At 66.6% G+C, this 17708-nt stretch carries 16 protein-coding genes; 15 read left to right on the top strand and 1 reads right to left on the bottom strand.

What is annotated here, in order from left to right:
• Nucleotides 1-279: 279 nt before the first annotated feature.
• The 14 genes from OCK02_RS07580 to OCK02_RS07515 all read left to right on the top strand — a co-directional run bounded on the left by OCK02_RS07580 (nucleotide 280) and on the right by OCK02_RS07515 (nucleotide 16450).
• Entirely contained in the window at nucleotides 280-1392 is a 1113-nt protein-coding gene (locus tag OCK02_RS07580; RefSeq protein WP_263812495.1) for a LacI family DNA-binding transcriptional regulator, read from the top strand.
• Nucleotides 1322-2350 (top strand): Gfo/Idh/MocA family protein, encoded by a 1029-nt coding sequence (locus OCK02_RS07575; protein ID WP_263812494.1) that lies wholly within the window; start codon nucleotides 1322-1324, stop codon nucleotides 2348-2350. The genes OCK02_RS07580 and OCK02_RS07575 overlap by 71 nt, the downstream gene beginning before the upstream one ends.
• A gap of 8 nt (nucleotides 2351-2358) precedes the next feature.
• Entirely contained in the window at nucleotides 2359-3969 is a 1611-nt protein-coding gene (locus OCK02_RS07570; protein WP_263812493.1) for an acyl CoA:acetate/3-ketoacid CoA transferase, read from the top strand.
• Complete coding sequence (locus OCK02_RS07565) at nucleotides 3962-4741, top strand: enoyl-CoA hydratase/isomerase family protein (protein ID WP_263812492.1); 780 nt, start codon at nucleotides 3962-3964, stop codon at nucleotides 4739-4741. The genes OCK02_RS07570 and OCK02_RS07565 overlap by 8 nt, the downstream gene beginning before the upstream one ends.
• Nucleotides 4741-6249 (top strand): aldehyde dehydrogenase family protein, encoded by a 1509-nt coding sequence (locus OCK02_RS07560; protein WP_263812491.1) that lies wholly within the window; start codon nucleotides 4741-4743, stop codon nucleotides 6247-6249. The genes OCK02_RS07565 and OCK02_RS07560 overlap by 1 nt, the downstream gene beginning before the upstream one ends.
• A gap of 185 nt (nucleotides 6250-6434) precedes the next feature.
• Nucleotides 6435-7676 (top strand): ABC transporter substrate-binding protein, encoded by a 1242-nt coding sequence (locus OCK02_RS07555; RefSeq protein WP_412178776.1) that lies wholly within the window; start codon nucleotides 6435-6437, stop codon nucleotides 7674-7676.
• 179 nt (nucleotides 7677-7855) lie between these two features.
• Nucleotides 7856-8737 (top strand): carbohydrate ABC transporter permease, encoded by an 882-nt coding sequence (locus OCK02_RS07550; RefSeq protein ID WP_230806771.1) that lies wholly within the window; start codon nucleotides 7856-7858, stop codon nucleotides 8735-8737.
• Nucleotides 8734-9615 carry a carbohydrate ABC transporter permease gene (locus OCK02_RS07545; RefSeq protein ID WP_263812490.1) on the top strand — a complete coding sequence of 294 codons (882 nt, stop codon included), beginning with the start codon at nucleotides 8734-8736 and terminating at the stop codon, nucleotides 9613-9615. Before OCK02_RS07550 ends, OCK02_RS07545 begins: the two co-directional genes overlap by 4 nt.
• Before the next feature lie 5 nt (nucleotides 9616-9620).
• Complete coding sequence (locus OCK02_RS07540; RefSeq protein ID WP_263812489.1) at nucleotides 9621-10736, top strand: ABC transporter ATP-binding protein; 1116 nt, start codon at nucleotides 9621-9623, stop codon at nucleotides 10734-10736.
• 8 nt (nucleotides 10737-10744) lie between these two features.
• On the top strand, nucleotides 10745-12256 hold the full coding sequence (locus OCK02_RS07535; protein WP_263812488.1) for a GMC oxidoreductase: 1512 nt from the start codon (nucleotides 10745-10747) through the stop codon (nucleotides 12254-12256).
• Nucleotides 12253-13050, top strand: coding sequence for a 3-ketoacyl-ACP reductase (locus tag OCK02_RS07530; protein WP_263812487.1), 798 nt, complete (start codon nucleotides 12253-12255; stop codon nucleotides 13048-13050). The genes OCK02_RS07535 and OCK02_RS07530 overlap by 4 nt, the downstream gene beginning before the upstream one ends.
• A 142-nt stretch (nucleotides 13051-13192) precedes the next feature.
• Entirely contained in the window at nucleotides 13193-14848 is a 1656-nt protein-coding gene (locus OCK02_RS07525; protein WP_263812486.1) for a GMC family oxidoreductase, read from the top strand.
• Between the two features lie 9 nt (nucleotides 14849-14857).
• Nucleotides 14858-15175 (top strand): Dabb family protein, encoded by a 318-nt coding sequence (locus tag OCK02_RS07520; protein WP_263812485.1) that lies wholly within the window; start codon nucleotides 14858-14860, stop codon nucleotides 15173-15175.
• Nucleotides 15176-15181: 6 nt separating this feature from the next.
• Nucleotides 15182-16450, top strand: a complete 1269-nt coding sequence (locus OCK02_RS07515; protein WP_263812484.1) for a glycerate kinase — start codon at nucleotides 15182-15184, stop codon at nucleotides 16448-16450.
• Between the two features lie 25 nt (nucleotides 16451-16475).
• On the opposite strand, the gene OCK02_RS07510 is transcribed toward OCK02_RS07515, so the two are convergent.
• Nucleotides 16476-16790 (bottom strand): plasmid stabilization protein, encoded by a 315-nt coding sequence (locus tag OCK02_RS07510; RefSeq protein ID WP_263812483.1) that lies wholly within the window; start codon nucleotides 16788-16790, stop codon nucleotides 16476-16478.
• A 188-nt stretch (nucleotides 16791-16978) separates the two neighbouring features.
• Between OCK02_RS07510 and ung the strand changes: the two genes are divergently transcribed.
• Nucleotides 16979-17674, top strand: a complete 696-nt coding sequence (ung, locus tag OCK02_RS07505; RefSeq protein WP_263812482.1) for a uracil-DNA glycosylase — start codon at nucleotides 16979-16981, stop codon at nucleotides 17672-17674.
• Nucleotides 17675-17708: the final 34 nt, after the last annotated feature.

Genomic DNA, 17708 nt, shown 5'->3' with positions numbered 1-17708 from the left:
CTGTCAGGGGCCGAGTCCACCGAAAAACCTTTTGTTTTATTTGTTTATGGGGGTATCGAGGACGGGCTGGTGGGTCCTCGGGATAAGAAGAAGGATGGCGGCGGGGTGTGGTGCGCGGGCTGGGTCGAGGTTCTGTCGCGCACGACGCACAGAAGGGCGAGGCTCGGTTGACGGGTCTCGTTCCGCGGACGCCGTCGCAAATGACGCTTGACTATTTTGGAACGATCCAATAAATCCTTGCCTCGAAGCGGACGGAAGAGGGCCGCGCGGGAGGATGGCGTGAACAGGAGCAGGGTGACAGTCGTCGATATTGCGCGCGCCGCCGGCGTGTCGAAGTCGACCGTGTCGCTCGTGCTGCAGGCGAGCCCGCTGGTCAATGAGCAGACCCGCGCCAGAGTCAATGCCGCGATCCGCGAGCTGGGTTATGTCTATAATCGCGGCGCGGCGAACCTGCGCCAGACGGCGTCCTCGAAGATCGTCGGCATCGTCGTCAACGACCTCACCAATTCGTTCTTCGCCGAACTTGCCGTCGGCATGGACATGGTCATGCAGTCGGCCGGCTTTGTGCAGTTTCTCGCCAATACCGGCGAGAGTCTCGACCGCCAGCGCGAGGTGATCGCCTCGATGCGCGAGCACGGCATTTCCGGCCTGATCATCTCGCCGGCGCGCGGCACGGAGGCTGCGGACTTCAAGCCGCTGACGGCGAGCGGCGTGCCCGTCGTCGTCGTCGTGCGCAACGTCGCCGGCGCCAAGGTGTCCTCGCTGCTGTCCGACAACCGCGCCGGCGCGCGCGAGGCGACGGAGCACCTGATCTCGCTCGGCCATCGCCGCATCGCCTTTCTCGGCGGCTTTGCCGATACCGCCGTCTCCGGCGAACGCGTGCAGGGCTATCGCGAGGCGCTGTCGGCAGCCGGGCTCGACGCGGATGCGTCGCTCGTCGTCAATTCCGCGCCGTCGCGCGCCGGCGGCGTGACCGCGATCGAGCGCGCCATGCTGATTTCCGGGCGGCCGACTGCGGCGCTCTGCTTCAACGATGCGGTCGCCTTCGGCGTCTGCGACGGGCTGCGCGCCCGCGGGCTCGAGCCCGGCCGCGATTTCGGCGTCGTCGGCTTCGACGACGTGATCGAGGCGCAGACGGCGGTGCCGGCGCTGACGACGGTATCCGTCGATCCGCAGGGCATGGGACGGCGTGCGGCGCAGATGCTGCTGAAACAGATCAATTCCGGCCGGGTGGAGGCCGAGGCGACGGTTGCCTCGGTTCGGCTGGTGGTGCGCCAAAGCTGCGGCGCGAAGACGACGACTTGGTACGGAGGAACCTCGCATGACACAGCCCCTGGCGACAGAAGCTCAGACACGGTGGGGACTGATCGGCGCCAGCACGATCGCGCGTGAGTGGGTGATCGGAGCGATCCGCGCCACCGGCGGCGAGGTCGTTTCCGTCATGAGCACCAGCGCCGAGCGCGGCCGCGCCTATGCCTCCGAGCAGGGCATTGCGAAGTCGGTCACGCGGCTGGAGGACCTGCTCGGCGACGACGAGGTCGATGCCGTCTACATCTCCACCACCAACGAGTTGCACCGCGACCAGGCGATCGCCGCGGCCCGCGCCGGCAAGCATGTTCTTTGCGAGAAGCCGCTGGCCACCTCGCTGGAGGACGCGCGCGCCATGGTGAAGGCTGCGAGGGATGCGGGCGTGGTCCTTGCGACGAACCATCACCTGCGCAACGCCGCCACCCATCGCGCCATGCGTGACGCGATCGCGGCGGGCCGCATCGGTCGGCCGCTCGCCGCCCGGGTCTTTCATGCCGTCTACCTGCCGCCGCACCTGCAGGGCTGGCGCCTCGACCGGCCGGAGGCCGGTGGGGGCGTCATCCTCGACATCACGGTGCACGATACCGACACCTTGCGTTTCGTGCTCGGCGACGATCCGGTCGAGGCCGTCGCCTTCAGTCAGCAGAGCGGCATGACGAAGGCGGGGCTCGAGGATGCGGTGATGGGCGTGCTGCGGTTTCGCTCCGGCGTCATCGCCCAGTTCCATGACGGCTTCACCACGAAATTCGCCGAGACGGGCCTGGAGGTGCATGGCAGCGAGGGATCACTGATCGGGCGCAACGTCATGACCCAGCGGGCCGTGGGCACGGTGACGCTGCGCGATGCGGAGGGCGAACGCGACCTGCCGCTCGACCATCGCAATCTCTACGAGACCGGTCTTGCCGCCTTCCATGCGGCGATCGCCGGCAAGGGCGAGCCGTCCGCGACCGGCGAGGATGGCGTCTGGTCGTTGGCCGCGGGGCTCGCGGTCGTCAAGGCCGCGCAGGGCGGCATGGCCGTCAAGATCGAACCGGGACTATGAGCAGCAACATGAGCAAGCACATCTCGCCAGCGGAAGCGGCAGGCCTCATCCCGGACGGCGCGGTCGTCTCGGTTTCCTCCTCGTCCGGCCTCGGCTGCCCGGACCTGATGCTCAAGGCGATCGGCGATCGCTTCGAGGCGACGGGCCATCCGAAGAACATCACCACCCTGCACCCGATCGCGGCCGGCGACATGAGCGGCATCCGGGGCGTGGACCACATCGCCCGCAAGGGACTGCTGGCGCGGATCATCGGCGGTTCCTATCCGTCCGGCCCGTCCTCGGCGGAACCGCCGCTGATCTGGCAGATGGTCGCCGGCAACGAGATCCCCGCCTACAACATCCCCTCCGGCATCCTGTTCGACATGCACCGCGAGGCGGCGGCCAAGCGGCCGGGCGTGCTCACCAAGGTCGGCCTCGATACCTTCGTCGATCCGGCCCGCCAGGGCTGCGCGATGAACGACAGGGCCGCCGGCGAGCCCGTCGTGAAGAAGGTCACCTTCGAGGGCGAGGAGTGGCTCTATTTCCCGGCGATCGTGCCGCAGGTCGCGATCATCCGCGCCACGACCGCCGACGAGCGCGGCAACCTCACCTATGAACACGAGGGCGCCTATCTGGGCGGTCTCGACCAGGCGCTCGCCGCCCGCAACAATGGCGGGATCGTCATCGCGCAGGTCAAGCGCCTCACCAAGGAGGGCGCGCTGAAGCCGCATGACGTGCGCGTGCCCGGCATGCTGGTCGACTATGTCGTCGTCGATCCGGACCAGAAGCAGACGACGCAGACGCTCTACGATCCCGCCATCTCCGGCGAAATCATGCGGCCGCTCGGCAGCTTCCGCGTGCCGGAATTCAACATCCAGAAGGTGATCGCCCGCCGCGTCGCGCAGGAGCTGGAAGCCGGAAGCTGCGTCAACCTCGGTTTCGGCATCTCTGCCAACGTGCCGCGCATCCTGCTGGAGGAGGGGCTGCACGGCGACGTCACCTGGGTGATCGAACAGGGGGCGGTCGGCGGCGTGCCGCTGCTCGATTTCGCCTTCGGCTGCGCGTCGAACGCCGATGCCTACATGCCCTCGCCCTACCAGTTCACCTATTTCCAGGGCGGCGGCTTCGACGCCTCGCTGCTGTCCTTCCTCGAGATCGGCCGCGACGGCTCGGTCAACGTCTCCAAACTCTCCTTCCGCCCGCACGTCACGGCAGGCGCAGGCGGCTTCGTCGACATCACCGCGCGGGCGAGGAAGATCGTCTTTTCCGGTATGTTCAACGCCGGCGCGAAACTCGGCATCGAGGGCGGGAAGCTCGTGATCGAGAAGGAGGGCAAGCTGAAGAAGCTGGTCAACGAAGTCGAGCATGTGACCTTCTCCGGCCGCCGCGCCATCGAGCAGGGGCAGGACATCACCTATGTCACCGAGCGCTGTGTGATGAGGCTGACGCCTGATGGCATCGTGCTTACCGAGATCGCGCCCGGCGTCGACCTGCAGGCCCATGTCCTCGACCAGTCGGAATTTCCGCTGATCGTCTCCGAAAACCTGAAGGTCATGGATGGCGCGCTCTTTGCCGATGCGCCGCTCGGCCTGAAGTTGCCGCACAAGGTGCAGCGTATGCTGGGGGCGGGCCATGTCTGAGCCGCGCATCAGGATCGCCATCGAGGGCGCCGTTGCCGCCATCACCGTGGCCCGGCCCGAAAAACTGAACGCTTTCGATATCGGCATGCTGAAGGAACTGTCGGACGCTTGTGACACCGTCGAAGCGAATGCCGTCGTTCGGGTCGCCGTCCTGACCGGCGAAGGCAAGGCCTTTTCAGCCGGCGGCGATATCAGGGCCTGGGGCGGCATGCAGCCGAACGAGTTCGGCCACGCCTGGGTGCGCTTCGGCCATCGCGTGTTCGAGCGGCTGGCGAGCCTGCGGATGCCGCTGATCGCGGCCGTCAACGGCCATGCCCTGGGCGGCGGGCTCGAGCTTGCGGCGGCGGCCGATATCCGCATCGCCGAGGCCCAGGTGAAGATCGGCCTGCCGGAGGCGGGGCTCGGCATGGTGCCCGGCTGGTCGGGGACGCAGCGGCTGGTGAAACGCTTCGGTGCGCAGGCCGTGCGCCGGATGCTGCTCGGCGGCGAGGTGCTGACGGCCGCGGAGGCCGCGGGTCTCGGAATCGTCGACAAGGTTGTGGAGACCGGGCAATCGGTCGCGGCGGCAAAGGACTATGCGGCCCGTATCGCCGCGCGCGGCCCGGCGGCGACGGAAATCTCGAAACTGATGATCGCCGTGGCCAACGGCGAGGACAATGGCAGCGCGGTGGAGGCCCTCGGCTCGATCCTCGTCGCCAAGACCGGCGACCTGAAGGAAGGCGTCGCCGCCTTCACCGGCAAGCGCCCGGCGGAATTCAAGGGAGAATGGTGATGACTGCTATCGTGAAGCCGAAGGCGCTGGAAAACCACAAGGTGCGCGACTTCCGCATGCTGATTTCCGGGGCGTGGGTGGAGGCCGAGGGCGGCAAGATGCTGGAGCGCGTCGCGCCCGGCCACGGCGTCACCGTCAGCCGCTATCAGGCCGGCACAAAAAAGGATGCCGAGCGTGCCATCGCCGCCGCCCGCCGCAGCTTCGACGACGGCTTCTGGCCGCGCATGACCGGGGCAGAGCGCTCCAACATCCTGCTGAAGGCGGCGGACCTGATCGCCGCCCGCGCCGAGGAACTGGCCTTCCTCGATGCGATCGAGAGCGGCAAGCCGATCAGCCAGGCGAGGGGCGAACTCGGCGGCGCCGTCGACATCTGGCGCTATGCGGCAGCGCTCGCCCGCGACCTGCACGGCGAGAGCTACAACACGCTCGGCGACGGCACGCTCGGCGTCGTGCTGCGCGAGGCGATCGGCGTCGTCTCGATCATCACGCCGTGGAACTTCCCCTTCCTGATCGTCAGCCAGAAGCTCCCCTTCGCGCTGGCCGCCGGTTGCACGACGGTGGTCAAGCCGTCGGAACTGACGTCCGGCTCGACGCTGGTGCTCGGCGAAATCCTCGCCGAGGCCGGGGTGCCGGCGGGTGTGGTCAACATCGTGACCGGCACGGGGCCGGAGGTCGGCGCGCCGATGACGACGCATCCCGACGTCGACATGGTCTCGTTCACCGGTTCCACCGGCGTAGGGCGGCTGACCATGGCGAACGCGGCGCAGACGCTGAAGAAGGTCTCGCTCGAACTCGGCGGCAAGAACCCACAGATCGTCTTCCCGGACGCCAATCTCGACGACTTCATCGATGCAGCGGTGTTCGGCGCCTACTTCAACGCCGGCGAATGCTGCAATGCCGGCTCCCGTCTCATCCTGCATCGCGACATTGCCGACGCGGTGACGGCCCGCATCGCCGAACTGTCGAAGAAGGTGCGCGTCGGCGATCCGCTCGATCCGACAACACAGGTCGGCGCGATCATCACGCCGCAGCACCTGGAGAAGATCGCAGGCTACGTTTCGGACGCGCGGCAGGCGGGTGCCGGCGTGGCGCTCGGCGGCGAGAGCCTCGATCTCGGCCTCGGCCAGTTCATGGCGCCGACCATCCTCTCCGGCGTCAAACCGGACATGGCGGTGGCGCGCGAGGAGGTGTTCGGCCCCGTACTTTCGATCCTCACCTTCGAGACGACCGAGGAGGCGATACGGATAGCCAACGCCATCGACTACGGCCTTTCCGCCGGCGTCTGGAGCCGCGACTTCGACACCTGCCTGACGATCGGCCGCCGCGTCCGCGCCGGCACGATCTGGATGAACACCTTCATGGACGGCGCCTCCGAACTGCCCTTCGGCGGCTATCGCCAGTCGGGCCTCGGACGCGAGCTCGGTCGCCACGCGGTAGAGGACTATACCGAGACGAAGACGCTCAACATGCACATCGGCGCGCGCACCAACCGGTGGATGCCGCAATGAGCAAAAGGCGAGTGTTAATCGATTTAAGGAATGCGGAAGTGGCGCTTGACGCGCGCGCGACAGTCACATCTTAATTGGGAGCGCGGCGAGGAGGCCGCGCAACAGACAAACTGCAGACACGGATTGGGGTACACCCTGAGGCGGAAGGGGTTCCGCCATACAACTTGCTAGCTGGGAGGAAAACGATGCGCAAGTTTCTGACGACGACTGCAATGTCACTGGCACTGATGGCGGGCGCGGCGCAGGCCGCGGAAAACGTGGAGGTGCTTCACTGGTGGACGTCCGGCGGCGAGGCCGCGGCGCTCGACGTCCTCAAGAAGGACCTCGAATCCAAGGGCATCACCTGGACCGACATGCCGGTCGCAGGCGGGGGCGGTACCGAGGCCATGACCGTTCTGCGCGCCCGCGTCACCGCCGGCAACGCGCCGACGGCCGTGCAGATGCTCGGCTTCGACATCCTGGACTGGGCCAAGGAAGGCGCGCTCGGCAACCTTGACGACGTTGCAGCCAAGGAAGGCTGGGACAAGGTGATCCCGACCGCACTGCAGCAGTTCTCCAAGTATGACGGCCACTGGATCGCCGCACCGGTGAACGTCCACTCCACCAACTGGATGTGGATCAACAAGGCGGCCCTCGACAAGGCGGGCGGCAAGGAGCCGGCCAACTGGGACGAACTCGTAGCACTGCTCGACAACTTCAAGGAGCAGGGCATCACGCCGGTCGCCCATGGCGGCCAGCCGTGGCAGGACGCGACCATTTTCGATGCCGTCGTGCTCTCGCTCGGCAACGACTTCTACAAGAAGGCCTTCATCGATCTCGACGCCGAAACGCTCGGCGGACCGCAGATGAAGGAAGCCTTCGACCGCATGACGAAGCTGCGCTCCTACGTGGACGACAACTTCTCCGGCCGTGACTGGAACCTCGCTTCGGCGATGGTCATCGAGGACAAGGCCGGCCTGCAGTTCATGGGCGACTGGGCCAAGGGCGAGTTTCTGAAGGCCGGCAAGAAGCCGGGCACGGATTTCGTCTGCATGCGCTTCCCCGGCACGCAGGGCTCGGTCACCTTCAACTCCGACCAGTTCGCCATGTTCAAGGTCGCCGACGACAAGGTTCCGGCACAGCTCGCCATGGCCTCGGCAATCGAAAGCCCGACGTTCCAGTCGGCCTTCAACGTGGTCAAGGGCTCGGCTCCGGCGCGTACCGACGTTCCGGACACCGACTTCGACGATTGCGGCAAGAAGGCCATCAAGGATCTCGCCGAAGCCAATGCCAACGGCTCGCTCTACGGGTCGATGGCGCATGGCCATGCCAACCCGGCGGCGGTCAAGAATGCGATCTACGACGTCGTGACCCGCCAGTTCAACGGCGAGCTTTCCTCCGAGGAAGCCGTCACCGAACTGGTCGCCGCCGTCGAGGGTGCGAAGTAGGCCGGCATGATCGGGGGGCGCTGCCCCTCATCCGGCCTGCCGGCACCTTCTCCCCGCGAGCGTGGAGAAGGGCACATGCCGCATCGTATCCGTCCCCTCTCCCCGCTTGCGGGGAGAGGGTCAGGGTGAGGGGCAGCTTTCCCGCACCGATGACCTATTCACAACAGATGGTAACGCCCATGGACAGCCGCTCGCGCCTGCAGGAGCTTCTTCCCAAGCTCGTGCTCGCCCCCAGCTTTCTCATCGTGCTCGTCTTCGTCTACGGCTTCATCGCCTATACGGGGCTGCTGTCGCTGACCGACAGCAAGATGCTGCCGTCCTACAACTTCGTCGGCCTGCAGAACTATGTCCGGCTCTGGGCGCTGCCGCACTGGTGGCGGGCGATCAGCAATCTCGCGATCTTCGCCTCGCTCTACATCGTCATCTGCAGCGTGCTCGGCCTCGGGCTTGCGATCCTGCTCGACCAGCGGATCCGCATCGAGGGCCTGCTCCGGCCGATCTATCTCTATCCGATGGCGCTGTCCTTCATCGTCACCGGCACCGCCTGGAAATGGTTCCTCGATCCGGGCATCGGGCTCGAGAACACCATGCACCTGTGGGGCTGGGAGAGCTTCTCGTTCAACTGGATCAAGGACCGCAACTACGCGATCTACTGCGTCGTCATCGCCGCCGTTTGGCAGTCGTCCGGCTTCGTCATGGCGATGTTCCTCGCGGGGCTCCGCGGCGTCGACAACGAGATCATCAAGGCGGCGCAGATCGACGGCGCCTCCACCATGACGGTCTACCGCCGCATCATCATCCCGCTGATGCGCCCGATCTTCCTCTCCGCCTTCGTCGTCCTCGCCCATCTTGCGATCAAGGCCTACGACCTGGTCATCGCGCTGACCGGCGGCGGCCCCGGACAGGCGACCGAACTGCCGGCGACCTTCATGTATTCCTACACCTTCACCCGCAACCAGATGGGCATCGGCGCATCGTCTGCGATCATCATGCTGATCATGATCTTCTCGATCATCGTCCCCTATCTCTATTCCGAAATCCGAGGAGGCAAGGGCCGATGAGCGCTGCAAGCACCGACAACGTCATCAGCCACGACCGGCTCACGCGCGCCCTCATCTATACGGCGCTGATCATCTTCGCGGTCTATTACCTGCTGCCGCTCTATGTGATGCTTGTCAATTCGTTCAAGCCGCTGGAGGAGATCCGGCAGGGCGGCATGCTGAACCTGCCGCAGGTGTGGACCATCGAACCCTGGCTGTCGGCCTGGTCGACGGCACAGATCGGCGTGCAGCCGACTGGCCTTCGCCCGTTCTTCATCAATTCGATCCTGATGGTCGTGCCGGCGGTTGCCATCTCCACCATCATCGGTGCGCTGAACGGCTATGTGCTGACGAAATGGCCTTTCCGCGGCTCCAACATCTTCTTCGGGCTGCTGCTTCTGTCCTGCTTCATCCCGTTCCAGATCGTGCTGATTCCGATGGCGCGCATGCTCGGGATCTTCGGCATCGCCGGCTCGATCTGGGGGCTGATCATGGTGCACGTGATCTACGGCATCGGCTTCACCACGCTCTATTTCCGCAACTACTACGAAAATTTCCCGACCGAGCTGGTGCGCGCCGCCCAGATCGACGGTGCGAGCTTCTTCCAGATCTTCCGTCGCATTCTCCTGCCGTCGTCCGGGCCGATCATCGTCGTCTCGGTCATCTGGCAGTTCACCAACATCTGGAACGACTTCCTGTTCGGCGCGTCCTTCTCCGGCCCCTATTCCACGCCGATGACGGTGGCGCTGAACAACCTCGTCTCCTCGTCGACCGGCGTGAAGGAATACAACGTCCACTTCGCGGGCGCGATCCTCGCAGCCCTTCCCACCCTCATCGTCTACATCGTCTCCGGCCGCTACTTCGTGCGCGGCCTGATGTCCGGCGCCGTGAAAGGATGACCGCCATGTCGTTTCTCAAGATCAGCAACCTTCACAAGTCCTACGGCGCGCTGGAAATCCTGAAAGACATCAACCTGGAGATCGAGCAGGGCGGATTTCTCGTGCTCGTCGGGCCGTCCGGCTGCGGCAAGTCCACGCTGCTCAACACCATCGCCGGTCTGGAGCCGATCACGTCGGGCGACATCGCCATCGACGGCCGCTCGGTCGCGGGCCTGCACCCCTCCAAGCGCGACATCGCCATGGTGTTCCAGTCCTACGCGCTCTATCCGAACATGACTGTTGCCGGCAACATCGCCTTCGGCATGGAGATCCGCGGGGTGCCGAAGGACGAACGCGACAAGGCGATCCGGCAGGTCGCCGAGATGCTGCAGATCGGGCATCTGCTCGACCGCAAGCCCGGCCAGCTCTCCGGCGGCCAGCGCCAGCGCGTCGCCATGGGGCGGGCGCTGGTGCGCGATCCCAAACTCTTCCTGTTCGACGAGCCGCTGTCGAACCTCGACGCCAAGCTGCGCGTCGACATGCGCACCGAGATCAAGCGCCTGCACCAGCGGATGAAGACGACGATCGTCTACGTCACCCACGACCAGATCGAGGCGATGACGCTGGCGACCAAGATCGCCGTCTTGAAGGACGGCGTGCTGCAGCAGTTCGGCACGCCGGCCGAGATTTACAACAATCCGGCCAACATCTTCGTCGCCGACTTCATGGGCTCGCCGGCGATGAACCTCCTGAAGGCGAAGGTCGAGGGCGATGGCGGTGCGCTCGCCGTCTCGCTCGCCCGGCCCGAGGCCGAGCCGCTCAGGCTCGTCGTCGACAACGCACCGACCGGGCTCGGGGCCTATCGCGGCAGGGAAGTGATTTTCGGCATCCGGCCCGAGGCGTTGACCGATCCGGAGGGCGCCGACCACAACGCCCGCACGATCGCGCAGGGTGATTGCCTGATCGAGGTGGTCGAGCCTGCCGGCGCCGATACCTTCGCGGTGACGCATCTCGGCGGCAAGGAGATCGTCGCCCGGCTGCGCGCCGATGCGCGCATCGCTGCCGGGCAGAAGGCGCGGCTCGCCTTCAACCTCGACAAGGCGGTGTTCTTCGACCCCGACAGCCAGCGGCGCATCGCCTGAGACATCCGATGAGCATCCAGCCCGACATCGTCATCATCGGCTCCGGCATCGGCGGCGCAACGGTTGCGGCCGGCCTTGCGCAGAGCGGCGCCAGCATCCTCATCCTCGAGGCTGGCGGCCATATCGAGGACCGGCCGGAGAACCGCGACCAGCGCGCGATCTTCCAGCGCGGCCATTTCCGCCCTGACGAGACCTGGTACGAGGCCGGCGGCGAAGGCTTCAATCCCGGCAACTACTACAATGTCGGCGGCAATTCGAAGTTCTACGGTGCGGTTCTCGTGCGCTACCGGAGCGAAGATTTCCTGGAGATGCGCCACCGCGAGGGCGTCTCGCCGGCGTGGCCCTATCCTTACGAGGAACTGGAGTCCTGGTATTCGGCCGCCGAGCGGCTCTACCAGGTGCGCGGTACGCTCGGCGAGGATCCGACCGAGCCGCCGCATACTCTACCCTATCCCTTCCCGCCCGTTCCCGACGAAGCGGCAATCGCCCTGGTGCGCAAGCGGCTGATGGCGGCCGGCCTGCATCCCTATTCGCTGCCGCTCGGCGTCGACATCGACCGTTGGCTGAAGAAGGCGAAGACGCCGTGGGACGCCCATCCGAACGCGAACGACGGCAAGATGGATGCCGAGAGCGCCGGCCTTGCCGAGGCGCTGAAGCATGACAATGTCAGGCTGCAGACCGGCAGCCGCGTCACCCGGCTCGTGACCGGGCCGGACGGGCGCTCGATCACGGCGGTCCGCTATGTCCGGGCCGGGGTGGAGGAAACGCTGTCGCCGAGGCTCGTCATCCTGTCGGCAGGTGCGGTTCAATCCGCAGCACTCCTGCTGCGTTCGGCGAACGAGGCCAATCCGCGCGGGCTCGCCAATTCGTCCGACCAGGTCGGCCGCAACTTCATGAACCACAATTCGAGCGCGGTGATCGCGCTCTCGCCGTCCTATCGCAATACGTCGATCTACCAGAAGACCTTCGGCTTCAACGATTTCTACCTCTCCGACGGCGCCGGCGGACCGCCGCTCGGGAACGTCCAGCTGCTTGGGCGGGTCTCGGGCAAGATCCTCAAGGCGAACATGCCTGCGGTGCCGGAATGGCTGCTGGACCGGGTCTCCCGGCATGCGATCGATTTCTATGCCATGAGCGAGGACCTGCCGCATCCCGAAAGCCGGATCACGGTGGACGGGGACCGGATCGTGCTGAAATGGACCCGCACCAACTGGGACGCCCATCTGGAACTGGTGGCGAAGCTGAAGGCGGTGCTGAAAAAGGCGGGCTTCCCGATCGTGCTGTCGCGCGCCTTCGACAAGCGCACGCCCTCGCACCAGTGCGGCACGGTCAGGATCGGCGACGACCCGGCCACCGCGCCGCTCGACGTCTACTGCCGCGCCTTCGACCACCCGAACCTCTTCGTCGTCGATGCGTCCTTCCTGCCGACCTCGGCCGCGGTCAATCCGGCGCTGACGGTCGCAGCCCAGGCGCTGCGGGTGGCCGACCACATCCGATCAAGGGAGCTTGTGGCGCAATGACATCCTTTCGCTCGCTCCGTCATCGGAAATCCCGCCCGCTCGCCATCGTCACCGGCGGCCGGCGCGGCATCGGGCTCGGTATCACCCGGGCGCTGGCCGCGGACGGGTTCGACATCGCCATCACCGGCATCGGCGCACCGGACGAGGCCACCGACGCGGTGCTCGCCGGGTTCGGCGAAGCCCGGGTGAAGGCGGCCTATTTCCAGGCCGATCTCGCCGCCGTCGAGGGGCACGGGGACACGGTGGAGGCGATCGTGGAGGCTTTCGGCCGCATCGATTGCCTCGTCAACAATGCCGGCATCGCGTCTGTGGTGCGCGGCGACTTTCTCGACCTGCAGCCCGAGAACTTCGACACGATCGTCGCCACCAACCTGCGCGGTACGGTGTTCTTCACGCAGGCCGTCCTGCGCGCCATGCTCGCGGCTCCGGCCACCGGTCCGCGGTCGATCGTCAACATCACCTCCGTCTCCGCTTCGCTGTCTTCGCCAGAGCGGCTGGACTACTGCATGACCAAGGCGGGGCTCGCCGCGTTCAGCCAGGGGCTGGCGTTGCGGCTGGCCGATACCGGCATCTCCGTCTTCGAGATCCGCCCCGGCATCATCCGCTCCGAGATGACCGCCGGCGTCTCCGCTAAATACGACGCCCTGATCGCGGACGGGCTGGTGCCGATGAAGCGCTGGGGCGAGCCGGACGACATCGGTACCGCCGTCGCAGCGCTCGCCTCCGGCCGCTTCGCCTTCGCCACGGGCTCGGTGCTCGACCTCGACGGAGGACTTTCGATCGGGCGGTTGTGAGCATTCACCTCCCCCTTGAGGGGGGAGGTCGCCGCAAAGCGGCGGGTGGGGGTGACCGGCGACAAGGAAGTCCCCCCGCCCCGGACCTGCGGTCCGACCCTCCCCCTCAAGGGGAGGGTGATGAACACTTGAGGAAACGTGCATGGCTTACGACTACATCATCACCGGCGCCGGACCTGCGGGATGCGTGCTGGCCAATCGTCTTTCGGAGGATCCGACAGTGTGCGTCCTGCTGCTGGAGGCGGGCGGCGGGGACTGGAACCCGCTGTTCCACATGCCGGCCGGCTTTGCCAAGATGACGAAGGGCGTCGCCAGCTGGGGCTGGGAGACGGTGCCGCAGAAGCACATGAAGGGACGGGTGCTGCGCTACACCCAGGCCAAGGTGATCGGCGGCGGTTCGTCCATCAATGCCCAGCTCTATACCCGCGGCAACGCCGTCGATTACGACCTGTGGGCGGCTGAGGACGGTTGCGAGGGCTGGGACTACCGATCGGTCCTGCCCTATTTCAAGCGCGCCGAGGACAACCAGCGCTTCGCCGACGACTATCACTCCTATGGAGGGCCGCTGGGCGTCTCGATGCCCGTCTCGGGCCTGCCGATCTGCGATGCCTATATCCGGGCCGGCCAGGAGCTCGGCATCCCCTACAACCACGACTTCAACGGCCGCCAGCAGGCGGGCCTCGGCTTCTACCAGCTGACCCAGCGCGACCGCCGCCGCTCTTCGGCCTCGCTCGCCTATCTCTCGCCGGTCAAGGATCGCAGGAACCTGACAGTCCGCACCGGCGCCCGCGTCGCCCGCATCCTGCTGGAAGGCAGCCGCGCCGTCGGCGTCGAAGTCGTCACCGTGCGGGGGACAGAGACGATCCGGGCGGAACGCGAGGTTCTGGTCACCTCCGGCGCGATCGGTTCGCCGAAGCTCCTGCTGCAATCGGGGATCGGCCCGGCCGACCATCTGAGATCGGCCGGCGTCACCGTGACGCACGACCTGCCCGGCGTCGGCTCCAACCTGCAGGACCATCTCGACCTGTTCGTCATCTGCGAATGCACCGGCGATCACACCTATGACAACGTCGCCAAGCTGCACCGCACGCTCTGGGCCGGCCTGCAATATGTGCTGTTCCGTTCCGGCCCGGTTGCGTCCTCGCTGTTCGAGACCGGCGGCTTCTGGTACGCCGATCCCGACGCGCGCTCGCCCGACATCCAGTTCCACCTTGGTCTCGGCTCGGGCATCGAGGCCGGCGTGGAGCGGCTGAAGAACGCCGGCGTCACGCTGAACTCGGCCTATCTGCATCCACGCTCGCGGGGAACGGTGCGCCTGTCCTCGGCCGATCCCGCCGCAGCCCCGCTGATCGACCCCAACTACTGGGCCGACCCGCACGACCGCAAGATGTCGATCGAGGGGCTGAAGGTCGCCCGCGAGATCATGCAACAGGCGGCGCTGAAGCCCTTCGTCCTTGCCGAACGGCTGCCCGGCCCCAAATACGTCACCGATGACGAGTTGTTCGACTACGGTTGCGCCAATGCCAAGACCGACCATCATCCGGTGGGAACCTGCAAGATGGGCACGGGCGCGGATGCCGTCGTCGGGCTCGACCTGAAGGTGCATGGCCTCGAGGGGTTGCGCGTCTGCGACAGTTCCGTCATGCCGCGCGTACCCTCCTGCAACACCAACGCGCCGACGATCATGCTGGGCGAGAAGGGCGCAGACATCATTCGCGACCTGCCGCCGTTGCCGCGGCAAATCTTCGCCCACGAGCGCAACGACACCCGTGCGCGCGCCCGCGCCGATATCCGATAGGAGCACCGCATGATCCGCCATTGTGTGTTCATCCGCTTCAAGCCGACGATCGGCGCTGCGGCCAAGACCGAGATCTTCGACGAGATCGCCGGCCTGAAGGGCCGCATTCCCGGCCTTCTGGCGGTTCATTCGGGCACCAACGTCAGTCCGGAGACGGGCATGGACAAGGGGTTCTCCGACGGCTTCATCGTCGATTTCGACGACAGCTTCGCCCGGGACGCCTATCTGGAGGACGAGGAACATAAAAAGATCGCCGCCAAGCTCGTGGCGGCGGCGCTTGACGGGGTGAAAGGCATCCTTGTCTTCGATCTCGAAACGGAGGATTGATCGGGCATGACAGACGAACCCCGCGCCTTCCTCGCCGCCCTGTTCGATGAAGCGGTCAAGGCCGCCGATCCGCTCGCGGCCCTTCGCGCTCACCTGCCGGAGCGCCCGAAGGGGCGCACCATCGTCGTCGGCGCCGGCAAGGCGGCGAGCCAGATGGCAAGGGCTTTCGAGAGCCTGTGGGACGGACCGGTCGAGGGCGTGGTCGTCGCCCAGCACGGCCCGGTCGAGATCTGCGAGAGGATCCTCGTGCTGCAGGCCGCCCATCCCGTGCCGGACGAGGCGGGGCTTCAGGCCGCAGCGCGGCTTCTGGAGACGGTCCGGGGGCTTTCAGCGGACGATCTCGTGATCGCGCTGGTCTCCGGCGGCGGCTCCTCGCTGCTGCCGGCGCCGGCAGCGGGGCTGACGCTCGAAGACGAGATCGCCGTCAACCGCGCGCTGCTCGCCTCGGGGGCGCCGATCTCGGCGATGAACGTGGTGCGCAAGCACGTCTCGCGCATCAAGGGCGGGCGGCTCGCGCATGCCGCCCATCCAGCGAAGGTCGTGAGCCTGATCGTCTCGGACATTCCCGGCGACAATCCCGCCCATGTCGCCTCCGGCCCGACCGTGCCGGACGGCTCGACAGCACAGGATGCGATCGAGATCGTCCGCCAGTACCGCATGACCCTGCCGGAACGGGTGATGGCGCATCTCAGGTCGGAGGCCGCAGCCGCCCCCGGTCCCGAGGATGCCGCCTTCGCCGGCCACGAGCATCATGTCATCGCCTCGGCTCGCGTTTCGCTGGAGGCTGCTGCAGCCAAGGCGCGTGCCGCCGGGATCGAGACGGTGATCCTGTCGGACTCGATCGAGGGCGAGGCGCGCGACATCGGCCTGATGCATGCGGCGATCGCCCGCGATGTGCGCACGCACGACCGTCCCTTTGCCGCCCCGGTGCTGGTCCTCTCCGGCGGGGAGACGACCGTGACGATCGGCGGGGAAGGCTACGGCAGGGGCGGGCGCAACAGCGAGTTCCTGCTGTCCTTCGCCATCGCGATCGACGGGCTGGATGACGTCCATGCGCTTGCCGCCGATACCGACGGCCGCGACGGTTCGGAGCACAATGCCGGCGCCTTTGCCGATGGCGGCTCGGTCGGGCGCATGCGCGCGGCCGGCGAGGACCCGCGCGCACGCTTGCTCGGCCACGACGCCTATACCGCCTTCGACGCCGCCGGCGACATCTTCACAACCGGACCAACGGGAACCAACGTCAACGACTTCAGGGCGATCCTGATCCGCTGAGCAGTGTGCGCCCGGGCGTGGCGCCTCAGTGATGCGCGGCTTTCTCGTTGCGCTTGCGTGTCGCTGACGCCTTCCTGGCCGAGGCGGAGCGTTCGGCAGCCGGCCGACTGGCGGCGGCCGCACCGCCTTTCCTGCCGCCCTTCTTCGCCGACACGTTCGTATCGGGCTTGCCGCGGCCGGAGCCGGACTTGTTGCCGCCGCCGTCCTCCTTGTTCACCGTCGCCCAGGCGCGGCGCTCGGCCTCTTTCTCCGGCACGCCGCGTTCCTCGTAGCCTTCTTCGATATGCTTCGCCTTGCGCTTCTGCTTGTCGGTGTAGCTCGACTTGTCTCCACGTGGCATGGGGTCTCCTTCCAGGTCCTGGCCGTGTCTCCCGGCACGGTCTGAACCGGACCAACGTCCGACGGTCAGGCAGGTTCCATCGTGCCCTGGGGGCAGTCAGATGCCGCGGCGGGCGGCAATTGGCCGTGGACGGGTTCCGATTTTGCCGTGGCTGCGCTATCGAGTGCGGAGGAAGAACGGAGGGTGGCATGACGGCAGCGGACGTGCGGATCGGGGAGAGCTGGCGCCGGCCGCTCGCGGCGGAGTTCGACAGTCCCTATATGGCGGCGCTGAAGGGCTTCCTGCTGCGCGAGAAGGAACAGGGAAAGCGGATATTTCCCAAGGGCGCGGAGTATTTCCGGGCGCTCGACCTCACGCCGCTCGAAGACGTCAAGGTGGTGATCCTCGGGCAGGATCCCTATCACGGCGAGAGCCAGGCGCACGGGCTGTGCTTCAGCGTGCGTCCGGGCGTGCGCATCCCGCCGTCGCTCGTCAACATCTACAAGGAGATCGCGTCCGACCTCGGGATCGCACCGGTGCGGCACGGCTTTCTGGAGCATTGGGCGCGGCAGGGCGTGCTTCTGCTCAACAGCGTCCTGACGGTGGAGATGGGCCGCGCCGCCTCGCATCAGGGACAGGGTTGGGAGCGCTTCACCGATGCGGTGATCCGCGCCGTCAACGAAAACGACCAGCCGGTCGTCTTCATGCTGTGGGGTTCGTATGCGCAGAAGAAGGCCGCATTCGTCGACCAGAGGAAGCATCTGGTGTTGCGCGCGCCGCATCCCTCGCCGCTGTCGGCGCACAACGGTTTCTTCGGCTGCCGCCATTTCTCAAAGGCGAACGCCTTCCTGCAAGGCCACGGCCGCCCGCCGGTCGACTGGGCGCTGCCCGAACAGGTGGAGTAGGCGGCGAAAGCGCAGGCTTCTTCCCTCCTGCGAC

This window comes from Rhizobium sp. TRM96647 (assembly GCF_025780115.1).
Lineage (GTDB): Bacteria > Pseudomonadota > Alphaproteobacteria > Rhizobiales > Rhizobiaceae > Mycoplana.
This window is presented reverse-complemented; position numbering and strand designations above follow the sequence as displayed.

What these genes read in the sequence shown, in the direction of transcription:
- OCK02_RS07540 (WP_263812489.1), top strand. Translation starts at nt 9,621, where the DNA reads ATGTCGTTTCTCAAGATCAGCAACCTTCACAAGTCCTACGGCGCGCTG.
- OCK02_RS07550 (WP_230806771.1), top strand. Translation starts at nt 7,856, where the DNA reads ATGGACAGCCGCTCGCGCCTGCAGGAGCTTCTTCCCAAGCTCGTGCTC.
- OCK02_RS07545 (WP_263812490.1), top strand. Translation starts at nt 8,734, where the DNA reads ATGAGCGCTGCAAGCACCGACAACGTCATCAGCCACGACCGGCTCACG.
- OCK02_RS07565 (WP_263812492.1), top strand. Translation starts at nt 3,962, where the DNA reads ATGTCTGAGCCGCGCATCAGGATCGCCATCGAGGGCGCCGTTGCCGCC.
- OCK02_RS07555 (WP_412178776.1), top strand. Translation starts at nt 6,435, where the DNA reads ATGCGCAAGTTTCTGACGACGACTGCAATGTCACTGGCACTGATGGCG.
- OCK02_RS07535 (WP_263812488.1), top strand. Translation starts at nt 10,745, where the DNA reads ATGAGCATCCAGCCCGACATCGTCATCATCGGCTCCGGCATCGGCGGC.
- OCK02_RS07560 (WP_263812491.1), top strand. Translation starts at nt 4,741, where the DNA reads ATGACTGCTATCGTGAAGCCGAAGGCGCTGGAAAACCACAAGGTGCGC.
- OCK02_RS07570 (WP_263812493.1), top strand. Translation starts at nt 2,359, where the DNA reads ATGAGCAAGCACATCTCGCCAGCGGAAGCGGCAGGCCTCATCCCGGAC.
- OCK02_RS07525 (WP_263812486.1), top strand. Translation starts at nt 13,193, where the DNA reads ATGGCTTACGACTACATCATCACCGGCGCCGGACCTGCGGGATGCGTG.
- OCK02_RS07515 (WP_263812484.1), top strand. Translation starts at nt 15,182, where the DNA reads ATGACAGACGAACCCCGCGCCTTCCTCGCCGCCCTGTTCGATGAAGCG.
- OCK02_RS07510 (WP_263812483.1), bottom strand. Translation starts at nt 16,790, where the DNA reads ATGCCACGTGGAGACAAGTCGAGCTACACCGACAAGCAGAAGCGCAAG.
- OCK02_RS07520 (WP_263812485.1), top strand. Translation starts at nt 14,858, where the DNA reads ATGATCCGCCATTGTGTGTTCATCCGCTTCAAGCCGACGATCGGCGCT.
- OCK02_RS07530 (WP_263812487.1), top strand. Translation starts at nt 12,253, where the DNA reads ATGACATCCTTTCGCTCGCTCCGTCATCGGAAATCCCGCCCGCTCGCC.
- ung (WP_263812482.1), top strand. Translation starts at nt 16,979, where the DNA reads ATGACGGCAGCGGACGTGCGGATCGGGGAGAGCTGGCGCCGGCCGCTC.
- OCK02_RS07575 (WP_263812494.1), top strand. Translation starts at nt 1,322, where the DNA reads ATGACACAGCCCCTGGCGACAGAAGCTCAGACACGGTGGGGACTGATC.